This window comes from Sphingobium sp. BYY-5 (genome assembly GCF_022758885.1).
Classification (GTDB): Bacteria; Pseudomonadota; Alphaproteobacteria; order Sphingomonadales; family Sphingomonadaceae; genus Sphingobium.
Map to the genome: position 1 here is coordinate 2646793 of NZ_JALEBH010000001.1, position 11872 is coordinate 2658664.

The 11872-nt window shown below is 64.7% G+C and carries 9 protein-coding genes; all 9 read right to left on the reverse strand.

Annotated features, from left to right (window positions below; all coding sequences use genetic code 11):
- Nucleotides 1-45: 45 nt before the first annotated feature.
- On the reverse strand, nucleotides 46-1011 hold the full coding sequence (locus MOK15_RS12720; protein WP_242931950.1) for a glycoside hydrolase family 43: 966 nt from the start codon (nucleotides 1009-1011) through the stop codon (nucleotides 46-48).
- Nucleotides 1008-2198 carry an SGNH/GDSL hydrolase family protein gene (locus MOK15_RS12725; protein WP_242931951.1) on the reverse strand — a complete coding sequence of 397 codons (1191 nt, stop codon included), beginning with the start codon at nucleotides 2196-2198 and terminating at the stop codon, nucleotides 1008-1010. Before MOK15_RS12725 ends, MOK15_RS12720 begins: the two co-directional genes overlap by 4 nt.
- A 112-nt stretch (nucleotides 2199-2310) precedes the next feature.
- Nucleotides 2311-3834 (reverse strand): MFS transporter, encoded by a 1524-nt coding sequence (locus MOK15_RS12730; RefSeq protein ID WP_242931952.1) that lies wholly within the window; start codon nucleotides 3832-3834, stop codon nucleotides 2311-2313.
- A gap of 84 nt (nucleotides 3835-3918) precedes the next feature.
- A complete protein-coding gene (locus tag MOK15_RS12735; RefSeq protein WP_242931953.1) occupies nucleotides 3919-5034 on the reverse strand; it encodes a glycoside hydrolase family 88 protein in 1116 nt (371 codons plus the stop codon).
- 1 nt (nucleotide 5035) lies between these two features.
- A complete protein-coding gene (locus MOK15_RS12740; RefSeq protein WP_242931954.1) occupies nucleotides 5036-8164 on the reverse strand; it encodes a beta-galactosidase in 3129 nt (1042 codons plus the stop codon).
- Nucleotides 8165-8176: 12 nt separating this feature from the next.
- Nucleotides 8177-8491, reverse strand: a complete 315-nt coding sequence (locus MOK15_RS12745; protein WP_242931955.1) for an L-rhamnose mutarotase — start codon at nucleotides 8489-8491, stop codon at nucleotides 8177-8179.
- 69 nt (nucleotides 8492-8560) lie between these two features.
- Nucleotides 8561-10093, reverse strand: coding sequence for a glycosyl hydrolase family 28-related protein (locus MOK15_RS12750; protein WP_242931956.1), 1533 nt, complete (start codon nucleotides 10091-10093; stop codon nucleotides 8561-8563).
- Between the two features lie 10 nt (nucleotides 10094-10103).
- Nucleotides 10104-11306 carry a rhamnogalacturonan acetylesterase gene (locus MOK15_RS12755; RefSeq protein WP_242931957.1) on the reverse strand — a complete coding sequence of 401 codons (1203 nt, stop codon included), beginning with the start codon at nucleotides 11304-11306 and terminating at the stop codon, nucleotides 10104-10106.
- Nucleotides 11307-11708: 402 nt separating this feature from the next.
- Nucleotides 11709-11864 (reverse strand): hypothetical protein, encoded by a 156-nt coding sequence (locus MOK15_RS12760; protein ID WP_242931958.1) that lies wholly within the window; start codon nucleotides 11862-11864, stop codon nucleotides 11709-11711.
- Nucleotides 11865-11872 lie beyond the last annotated feature (8 nt).

Genomic DNA, 11872 nt, shown 5'->3' on the forward strand with positions numbered 1-11872 from the left:
CGCGCCCTTCCTAGCCGCTTTTACGGCTCAGGAAAATCGGGCGGATCAGGGATTTAAGCGGACATGGGTGGGGGCATCGCGATCGACGCTGATGATCCCGTCCTTCTCCTTCAACTCCGCGATCTGGAGCACGGTGCGGCGATGCCAGTCGGGATCAGCCTTGGCCTCCTCCTCGCCCTCCTGATGCACGAAGTAGATGATGTAGGCGCGGTTGCCCGCGACGACGATGTCGGGATGCTGCCCCTTCGCCTTGTCGGTCGGGTGGATGCCGGGCGTGGCGAGGATATGGCCCGGCTGGGTCGTCCAATGCTTTCCATCGTCGGAACGCATCACCAGCAACCCCTTCCATGCGTCGGAAATCAGCCAGTATCGCCCCTTCCAGCGGAAGGCCTTCGGTCCTTCGCCCGGCGTCTGGGTCAGCCGGTCCTTGACCGTCCAGTGAACAAGGTCGCTGCTGTCGGCAGTGCGGATCGCCTTGTTCATCCGCTCGTCGTTGAAGAAGAGGCGATAGCCGCCCTTTGGCAAGGCCAGCACGGCCGCGTCGATCACCCTGTCGGCGCCAAGATCGAGCCGATCGCCACAGGTCCATTTCCTGAGGTCGGGGCTGGTCAGATGGACGATGAAGCGCGGCGCGTTCCAGTCGCGATAGACGCCCGGCACCACCGTCAGCCACATATGCCACTGGCCCTCCAGCCATTGCACCTCGGGCGCCCAGAGCGTGTCGCCGGTGCAGCTTTTGGGAATGTCCGCCGTGCCGCCGTAGCGCCAGGTCGCGCCATCCTTCGACCGTGCGACGCCGATGGCGGTGCCATGGACCCAGCGCACGTCCTTGTCGTCCTCCAGCGGAAGGTCGGCACGACGGTTGGTGTAGAACATCACCCATTCGCCGGTCTTGCGGTCGCGAACGGTGGAGGCGTCGGCCGCACCGTCATGCACCGGGTCGCGGAACAAGGGTTTGGGCGCGATCGGGCCGCTCGCGGCGGCGGCCATCAGCAGCAGCGATGCGATCATTGGAACAGCTTCAGATCGACGGCGGCGGCCATGGCGCGGAAACCCTCGTCATTGGGATGGAGCGCGTCACCCACATCATAGGGCTTGGCCATGCGTGCCGGATCGGCGGGGTCGGCGATCGCCTTGGCCAGATCGATGAAGCCGTCCGCTTCGCTGTTGGTCCTTATCCAGTCATTGACCGCGACGCGGGTCGTGTCCCCCTCCGCGCTCCAATAGCCCGCGCCCTTATAGGGCAGGATGGTGGCCAGGATGACCTTCACGCCCCGGTCATGCGCGCGGGCGATCATCTGGCGATAGGCGCCGATCAGCGCTGCGGGCGGCAGCATCGGCAGCTTGTCGCGTGCCGCATTGCCAAGGTCGTTGACCCCTTCCAATATCACGACATGGCTGACACCCGGCACCGCCAGCACATCGCTGTCGAAGCGAGCAAGGGCGTTATAGCCGTCGCCTTCGGACAATAGCCGGTTGGCGCTGATCCCGGCATTGGCGACGCTGGTCAGCGTGCGCCCCGCCTGTTGCAGCCGCTCCGCGAGCAGGTCGGGCCAGCGGCGATTGCTGTCGGGTGTGGCGCGCACGCCGTCGGTGATGGAATCGCCCAGCGTGACGATGGTGTGGCCGGGCTTTCTATTCTCCACCTCGACGCCGGAGAGGATGACGCGCGGGCCGAGCGTGGCGGGATCGGACAGGTTGGTCGCCGCCGTCTGGTCGCCTGGCGCGGTCCAGCCGGTCGCGGCGGAATAGCTGTGTACCGTTGCATCGGGCGCACCCTGGGGCAGGTGGATGCTGATGGTCAGGCGGGTGAGCGGCTTCACCGTCATCGCGATCGGATCGCTTAGCAGCGGCGCGCGTGCGGGGATCGTCGCTCCCTGCGCCTGGTTGAAGGTTACGACATGATCGGTGCCGGGCAGGATCGCGCCATTCTCCCCCGCCAGCGCGACATGCACCGCGCCCAGCAGCAGCGGCTGGGTCGACATTTCGTTGGACAGGCGCAGGCGGATGCGTGTCCCCCCGCTGCTGATGCGCACCACCTGCCGCAGCGTGCGATTATGGAGGTCGGGGCGCTTTTCCGGTGGCGCCTTCGACACCAGGGGCGCGGCCATCCAACTGCGCGTCCAGCTTTGCGCACCGGCAGGCGTGGTCGCAAGCGCCAGCAGCAATGCCGCCGAAAGGGCCATTTTCCGCGTCATCCCGTCCTCCCCTTAGAGCATTTTCTAGTCAGGTGGCGTCACCTGACGACTCGGAAAATGCGTCAAACCAAAAACTTAAAGCGGTTCATCCGATGCAATCGGATCAACCGCTCTAACGCGTGGCCGATTGGGCCACCGGGTTATTGCCCCATAGCCGGTCGTAACGCCAGCCCGACAGATCCTCGACGATCGCGCCCGCTTCCGGCGTTGTGGGGGTCCGCCCGCCGCCGCGCAGATGCTCGATCTCGCGCATCAGCACGCCATGGGTGACGGGGCTGAGGCGGAAGCGGGTCGAAATGGTGATGCCGAAGGTCAGGCAGCCGATCGTGCCCGCGCCCAGCAGCAACGCCATGGTCAGGATCGCGCCATGGCTCTGCACCGGTGCGCCCGACACGAAGCCGCCCGCCTGCATGATAAAGCCCACGCCCGCGACGGCGGCGGCCTGCGTCGCCTTGCGCACGAAGGTCATGACGCCCGCGAAACTGCCCTCGCGCCGCTGGCCGGTGACGATTTCGTCCACGTCGGCCATATAATTATAGGTCGCCCAGGGAATATAGTTGAGCGCCCCCCGGCCAAGCCCGGCGAGGATGATCGGCAGCCAGATCATGGCGCTGTTCGCCGGGATGCCCGCCGCCCACAGGCCGATCAGGGTCAGCGCCCCGGCGGCGAAGGCGGCGGCCGCAATCTGGTAGGCACGGCTGGGAGAGGATCGCAACGCCAGGTTGATGGCGATGATGACCGCGACGAACTGGACGATATACATGGTGCCGAGCAGGCCGGAGGCGATGGCGGTGGACCCCGCCAGCGCGAAGATCACGAAGAAGGTGAAGGCCGCGTTAAAGATGTCCTGGCTGATATAGCCGCCCAGATACATGCCCAGATGCAGGCGGAACGCCCGAATGCGCATCGTCGAGAAGAGGTTGCGGTAAAGCGCCTTCAGCGCCTGCCCTGCGCCGCCGGCCCTGGGCGTTTCGGGCATGGCATCCGGTGCGCCGGGCATATGCCGTTCCCAGCTGAACAGATAGAGCAGCCCTGCTGTCAGCATGAACAGGGCGGCGAAGATCAGGCCCATGTAAAAGAAGGTGTCGGCGCTGTCGCGGCCCAGCGTGTTGATGAGCCAGAGCGGCAGGAAACCCGCCAGGATCGCCGACGCCTGACCGAAGAGGATGCGCGCGCCGGCGAACTTCGCCTTTGTCCTGTAGTCGCTCGACATCTCCGCCGCGAGCGTTTCGAACGGGATGATCTCCATCGCATAGACCAGTTCGAACAGCACATAGCTGACCAGATAATACCAGAATCCCTGCCCCGGCAGCCACATCAGCGCGAAGCTGGGCAGCAGCGGAATGGCGGCGAGGATGAAGAAACGGCGACGGCCGAAGCGACGGCCCAGCCATGTGCTCCCGAAATGGTCGGAGATATAGCCGATCATTGGCGAGGCGAAGGCATCAAGGATGCGCGCCACCGCGAAGATGGTCGCGGCCTGTCCGGCAGTGAGGCCGCAAAATTGGGTGTAGAAGATCAGCACCCAGCCGGAAATCACCGCCATCGACCCCGCGCCCAGCACGTCATTCGATCCATAGGCGAGATAATTTTGGAGGCGGACGGGCCGGGGTGCGGCTTTGGCTATGTCACTCACTCTCGGCCCCTCCGCCTCTTATATTATTTCGGTCCGGGCGGCGGCCGTCCTTCCACTCCAGCCGCCGCCCGGGTTCGACCATCCTCAGATATAGGTACGCAGGAACTCGCCCAGCGCGCAGATGGCCAGGCTCTGGCCATAGGGCATGGAGGTGAGCGCGATGTCCTTGTAGAATTGTTGCGTGTCGCCCATCGCGGTGCCGAAACTGACCTGCTGCAACTCGCCCGCCGCATCGATATTCGCCAGCACGCCGCGGACTGCCCGGATGCCGACCTCCTCATAATGGCGGGGCAGATAACCCTTCCGCACGGCCTTGAGGATACCATAGGCGAAACCGGCGGTGGCCGATGCTTCCAGATAGCTGGTCGGATCGACGATCAGCGTGTGCCACAGGCCGGTTTGCGCGTCCTGCGTCTCGCTGAGCGTCTTCACCTGCGCGGCCAGCGTGTCGATCAGGAAGGTGCGGAACGCATCGCCCTGCGGCAGGTCCAGTATCTCGATGATTTCGGGAATCGCGATCGTCACCCAGCAATTGCCCCGCGCCCACAACGCTTCCGCGAAATTGTGGCGGCCGTTGAAATCCCAGCCGTGGAACCAGAGGCCCGTCTTCTTGTCGAACAGATATTTGATATGGACCAGGAACTGGCGCCTGGCTTCCTCGACATAAGCGGGGCGATCCAGCAGCAGGCCGATCTTGGCCAGCGGCAGGACCGACATCATCAGCGTATCGTCCCACATCTCGCCGGGATTCTCGTCATTATAGACGATATGTTGGAAGCCGCCCTCTTGCGTCTTGGGCAGGCCATCATCGGCCATCAGCCATTCGGCCCAGCTATCCAGATAGGGGATATAGCGCGGGTCCGGTTCATGCTCATAGAGGTAGGCAAGCGTGATGAAGGGCGCCATGGTGTTGATATTCTTGGTCGGCGTGCCTTCGGCGAAGCGATCCTCGAACCACTGCTTGATGATGCCGAGCGCCTTGGCGTCGCCGGTCTGCTCATAATAGCGCCACATGCCGAACAGGCCGATGCCGTGGGTCCATTCCCATCCGGCCCAGCCCTTGGTGTCGATGATGCGGCCATCGTCCAGATGGAGCAGAAATTCGCCCGTCTCGTCCTGGATATTGACGAGATTGTCCATCAAACGATCGATCGCGTCGATGACCTGCGCGCGCGGTACATCATGCGTGAGAGCGGCCACGTTACTGTTTCTCCTTGAGATCTGAAGGGGCTTCCGGGGCGGCTGGCTGCTGCACCGGCAGGCCGCCCTTGACGTTGCGAAGGGTGACGATGCGCACGGTTTCGAGCGCATCGCCCGGCGCGCCGTCGGAAGTGACGGCAAGCGCGATATGGTTCTGGCCCCGGTGGTTCAATATGCCTTCGGGGATGGGGAAGGTCCGCTGCGGGCCGACATGGGCGATGAACTGGCCCATGTTCCAGCCGTTGACGAAGATCAGCACGCGATAGCGGACCGGGGAGCGCGGGGTTCGCGTGTCGCCGAACGCCAGCGCGATCGTGGCGTCCTGCCCCTTGGGCACGTCGAGGGTGAAACTTGTGCGATACCAGCTTGTCCCGGCATCGGCCTGGGTCGCGGGAATGGAGGTCTTGGCCCAGCCCGCATCGTTGAAGCCGGGCAGGTGCCAGCCCATGCGCTCGCCATATTGCCCGCCGTTGTTCGCAGGGCCACGTGCGACATCGGGCAGGTCTTCGCCGCCCTGCTTGCCCTGGATCTTCCACGCGATCGGCACGGCGAAGCTGCGTCCACCCGGCGCTTCCACCGAGGCGGAGACCAGGCCGCGCGCTTCCTTGTGGAAATCGTCGCTGTCCAGATCCCAATTATGGCCGTTGTTGCGGACCATGACGGAGACGACATGCTCGCCCGGTGTCTGCGCTCGCGCGGGCAGGGTGAAGCGCGCGGTGCCGGTGGTGATCGGGCGCGGCAGGCCACCGGGCGTTTCTGCCTCGCCCACGAACTGGCCGTCGACCCAGGCCTGCACCAGCCCCGAACCGCCCGCGCCATAATAGAGCGAGAGCGTCTTCGCGTCCGGCGTGCCGGTAAAGCGGCCGCGATACCAGACGTCGCCGTCATGGAAGCCATAGGCGTCCATGCTCATGTTCGGCTGGCCATCGGGCCGCGCGGTGATGCTGGCATAGGCGCGGTTGTCGATCGCCTGCCATGCGCTGTCGTCGAAGGCCGGATCGGTTTCGGGTGATCCCTTGGCCATGCGCCAGTCGGTCAGCGCAGGCAGGGCGAAGTCGACCGGGCCGGCAAGCGGCTGGACGGCGGCGAGGCTGCCGACGGCGGTGGTTCTGGTCGCGATCTTCGCGCCGTTCCAGGTGATGGAGCGGATGGCTTTGGGCGCCCAGATTTCAAGCGGGCTTGGCGCGGCGGTGTCGCCGGTCAGGGCGAGCGTGCTGCCCCTGGCGGAGGCGGTACGGACCAGTACGGGGCCGCGCACAAGCGCGTCGCCCTGCCGCCAATAATGCGCGCCCTCCGCCTCGTCGGCGAGGATCAGCGTCAGCGGCGGACGCCCGCCGCCCTCGATCCGCACCACGGTGCGACCCCGATGGGTGTAGCCAAGCTTGAGGTCGCCTTTCGTGGCGTCGAACGCGCTGGTCGCATTGCCTTCGACTACCTTCACCGTTGGTGCGGAAGCGTAGCGCAGCACCGTCTCGCCCGGTTCCCCGGCACGGCCGTAGAGGAGGAGCAGGTCGCCCAAATTCCTATCTTTGTCATTCCCGCGAAGGCGGGAATCCATCTCTTGACCGTTTCGCCTGGAACTACGGCTGGGAGATGGGTCCCCGCCTTCGCGGGGATGACGGTCTTGATGGAATGACAGCGCCGATTGCAGTTCGGAGGTCGAATAGACCAGCCGCTGTCCGCCCAGCGTCACCCCCGCGACCAGCCACTTCGCGTCGAAGCCGTTGAGCTGCATCGGCACCGTATAACGGCCATCGGGCAGGCCGGCGGTGAAGCTGAAACTGTCGCTGGTCCGCCCGTTGGACGGCTTGTGCGTCACCATCAGGAAGCGGGCGTCCGTTTCCGGGCTTTTATTATGATAGATCTGGATATTGGGCGAAGAAATCTCGACCGATCCGGCCGGGATCATACCTGCAAGGTCGGGTACGGAGGCGATCAGGCCGCCCAGTTGCTTCATCTCCATTGCCTTGTCGCGCAGGTCGCGCGGTTCGGAAATGGCGGCGCCATAATCATAGCTGGTGAACACCACCGGCGCGGGCAGCCAGCCCCAACTGGTGCCGCCATAGGTCATGTAGAAGCTCTGGATGCCGATGCCGTTGGCTAGGTTGGTGCCGTAGAAGACCCGCTGGAACCGCTTGCCGCGCTGGATCGCGTTGCATTCATAGCCGCCGTTCGACCCCCAATAGTCGAACCAGCCGCCGCCGAACTCCGCCAGGAAACCGGGGGTGTCGGGGGAGGCCGATGCGCCGCCCTTCGCGCCGCCGGGACCGTAAAAGCCCCAGTCGGGCGCTGCCGATTCGCGCGTCGGCTTGCCTTCGACCGTGCAGGTGCCGCCGGGATAGCCGTCGAACGCATACATGTCGTTGGGACCGGGAACGACCTTGTCCACTTTGGGGGTATTTGGGCTGCTTTCCGGCGTCCAGTAACCGTTGCGGCCCTGGTCATTGTGGAAGAGCGGGATGGTGATGCCGTCGGCGCGTGCCTTGGCGGTGAGATGGTCCATGTAGCGCCGCTGCGCCGGTGTGGTCAGCGCAAGCTCATTCTCGATCTGGTGCAGGATGACGGTGCCCTTATGGCCTTTCCCGTCGCCGTTGATCTGGTGGCGGGCGATGATCGCGTTGATCCGCGTCAGCCATTCATCCACCGCCGCCAGATAATCGGGATCGTCGGTGCGGGCGCGGGCGCGCTGGTTGACCAGCCAGCCGGGAAAGCCGCCGCGCGACAGTTCCGCATTCACATAGGGACCGGCGCGGGTGATGACATAAAGGCCTTCTTCCTGCGCCATGGTGAGCAGCCGGTCGATGTCGCGGATGCCGCTGAAATCATACACGCCTTGCTTCGGGCTGTGATAGCCCCAGTCGAAATAGAGGGCGACGGTGTTGAAACCACTCGCCTTCATCTTCTGGAGAATGTCGCGCCACAGGTCGGGCGAGGGCAGGCGGAAGGGATGGAACTCGCCGCCCCAGATCACCAGCCTTTTGCCGTCGACCATCAGCGAGCGCGCATCATAGGACACGCGGCCGAACGTCCTGACCGGAGCGGAAAGGTTGGCCGTGGGCTTCGCCTCCTGCGCGTACAGGGGCATGGCCAGCGTGGAGCCGAGCAGAAGGGCGGCGATGAAGGCGCGCATGGAAATCCCGGCTCAGTCCATATGGAACAGCAGGGGGAGCGGCCATTCCCTGGGCTGGTTGCCGGGCTGCACCTCCATCAGTGGGGCCATATAGTCCCACCAGCGCTTCATCACCGGATGATCGGGCAGGGTGTCGCGGCTGTTGTCGTCGCGCAGTTTCAGCACCGCGAACAGGCTCAGCGTGTCTTCGTCCAGGAAGATCGAATAGTCGTAAATCCCCGAATCGGACAACAAAGCGGACAGCTCCGGCCAGATTTCATCATGGCGCCGCTGATATTCCTCAACCACGCCGGGCTTGAGCTGCATTTTGAAGGCGTGGATGGCCATGTCTTCCCCTTAATGAACCATATTATGGAACTTGAGACCTATATTTGGTAGCATCGTCCCACATATTAGTCAATTGCCCAGAGGCGTTTGTCGGACGGACAGCGTTGCCACATCGTCGAACAGAAAGGGAGGGCGCGCATCCGGTGTCGCCGTTTCCGCCGTGAAGCGGTCGATCGTCAGCCGCTCGACATGGCGCGCCCAGAGCGCCCAGCTTGGCAGCACGCCGAACATGCTGGGTTCGGGATAGGCGTCGGGCAGTTCCGCCGGCACGCGCGCCGCATCCGCCGCCGTGCCACCGCCCCGATAGGCCAGGTGGATGTCGCGCAGCGTCACGTCGATGATGCGATGGCCGGGCAGGCCAGCGATGCTGGCGGGAAAGCGATGGTCGATCCCGCGTGCGTCCACTTCGCTGAGCATGACATGGCGGATCGCGCCGATGCCCGTCCCCTGCGGCCCGCGCCGCCGGTCGCCCAGCCGCAGGAAGAGCGGCGCGGTGGTGACGTCCCGCATGGTGAGGCCGCGGGCGACGATATTCTCCATCACCCCGCCGTCCACCGTCTCCAGCGCGAGGCCCCGGCAACGGGTGAAGCGGCAATCCTCGATCCGGATGTTGCGATAGCCGCCATTGCTTTCGGTGCCCAGCTTGATCCGGCCGGTCACGCGGTCGCGATCGGGCGCGATCTCCTGCGAGGTACGACGGGTGCCGTCGAGCAGCGATCCCATGTCATAGCCCAACACGTCGCAGTCACGGATGAGTATATCCTCCGCCGCGACGGCGCGGCCCAGCGCATGGCTGCTCTTGACCACGATCGCGTCGTCATTGGGCGAATTGACCCGGCAGCGCTCCACCCGCACGTCGCGCACGCAATCGAGGTCGATGCCGTCGCGCTCGGTGTCGATGGTCAACCCCTCGATCCGCAGCGTCCGCGTACCCGTGGCCAAGATCGCGAAATGCCCGCCCTTGAGGATGGTGAAACCCGACAGATGGATGTCGCGCCCGTTCCTGAACGCGATCGCCTTGTTGCCCAGCCCCTGCATTGCGGCGATGTCCGGTTCCAGATGGCCGATCTCCGCCGCCGTCATGCCCTGCATCGACAATGGCCGCTCGCCCGCCTGCTTCTTCCAGCGCGCGCCCGGCCCGTCGCGGGTGAGGCCGATCCCGTGGATCATGCCGGGGCCAAGGATCGCGACCTCCTCCACCCCATCGCCCCAGATCAGGCTGTTGCGCCAATGGCTGTGGCCGAAATCCTGATATAGCTGGTCGATACCCGGTTCGGGCAGGTCATAGCGTCCGGCATGGCGGGCCGGGTCGGCCGCCTCGATCACGGCGCCTTCGCCCAGCAACAGCGTGACGCGGCTCTGCAACCGGATCGAGAAGCAGAGATAGCGTCCGTGCGGCAGGATGACGGTGCCGCCGCCCACTTTCGACGCCGCCTCTATGGCGGCGTTGATCGCGCCGCTGTCGATCGCGACGCCATCGCCCCGCGCGCCATGATCGCGCACGTCGAAGCGGCGCGCGGCATGGCCGAGAAAGGGCAGGGCGGACGTGGGCAGGAACGCGACGCCCGCCGCCAGTCCCAGCGCTACGTCGCGGCGGTTCATGCGCATCGGTTCAACTGCCGGCCGGGCGTTGATCGCTGTGGATCAGGCTGGGGACGATCGCCACGTCGGCGGCCGAAGGCGGCCTGGCCGGAACGAAGACGGGCATGGTCACATGGCGGGCCAGGTCGGGAATCTGCGTGCGGATGCGCTGCGCCACGGCACTGGCGAGCAGCCAGGCGCCATAATCATTGTGATGCGTCTTGTCCACCCCGCCAGCATTGAAGGCGGTCGGCGCAGCTTCCGGGCCGAGCGCCTCGTAGAGGACCCGGCTGTCGGCATTGAGGTCGATCAGCGGTACGCCCTCTTCCGTCGCGACCTTGCGCGCTGCCGCTGCATAGCTGCCCAGCGTATCCTTGATCTTCCCATCCGTATCGAAATTGCGCCGTTCGGGGGATGTCACCAGCACCGGATGCGCGCCGCGCCGCCGCGCTTCGGCGATATAGGCGCGCAGCCAGGCCGGATAGGTGATGTCCGGGTCGACATAGGTCTGCGGCCATTCCTTCTTCTGGTCGTTATGGCCGAACTGGATGAACAGCCAGTCGCCCGGCTTCATGGCGGACAACAGCTTGTCGAAGCGCAGGTCGGTGAGGAAGGATTTGAGGGTCGCTCCCGACTTGGCATGATTGGCGACGGCGATCTGGTCGTCCAGCAGGGCGGGCAGCATCTGTCCCCAGCTTGCGGCCGGCTCGGCAAATTGGTCGGTCACGGTGGAATCGCCCGCCAGATAGAGCGTCGGCGCCTCCACAGGGGCGATCGTCACCGATCCGACCTGTGGCCGCCCGAGAAATTCCAGCGTCAGTTTCTCGTCCCACGTATATTCCTGCGCGTCGTGCGGGGCCAGGCGCACCGCCCGCCCACCCGGCGCATTGGCGGGCGGGGGCGGCAGCGCCGATGTGCGGATATTGACCAGGAAACTGCGTTCGACAAACTGCCCCTTGCGGGTCGCGACATTGCGCAGCATCAGCCGGCGCGCCTCCGCCTTGACCGTGGTATCGCCTGCCGTGCGCGCGTCCCCCAGGCGGAGCGTGACCCGGTAATTGCCGTCGGGCAGCGCCACCGAGAACAGATAGTCGGACGGCGTGCCACCCGGCTCCATGCCATGGCCGCCGGCCCGATAGACTTGCCGCCGCAACGGCGATGCGGCGCTGAGGTCGAATGTCTGCGGGCCGGGCGCGGCGGCTGCGGCCATCAGGAGCAGGAGGCTCAGCGGCATGGGGCGATGATCCTGTCGGCATGACGGAAAATGAGGGAATGCGCCAACATGGGCGCATTCCCCCAAAGCCGCCGCCCGTGCAGAGGCGGCGATAGCTGCGGCCCGCGCCGAACGGGGAAAAGCAGGGGCGAATGCCTCAAGGGATTCTCCATCCCGTTAATTAGGTCTTGAATCCATATAGCGGGACTGATGGCAGGGCAAGCCCCTTGTTCCACCATCGGGGTTTTTCCACAATATGGCCTATAAGATCATATAATGATTTTTTTGGCGAGGCCGCAAACAATAATATATAGAGGGACTAAGTTCCGTATTATGGAATAGTGCCAAGCCTGGAGAAAATGGAGAGGATGAACAACGGTGCCGCCACGTTAGCAGTTCGGCCATCGCGCGCTCTCAAGATCATCATTGAGGCGTAAGAACCTGACTGACGAACAGAACCGTCTCTCTATCGACAGCCGGCGTCAGGATGCGCTGTTCGAAACCCGGATCGGCCGCCCCTTCATCTTTGGCGTGACCTACCGGATGTAACACTTCCTCCCAACTGGAGGGCGCGGTCATTTATATGG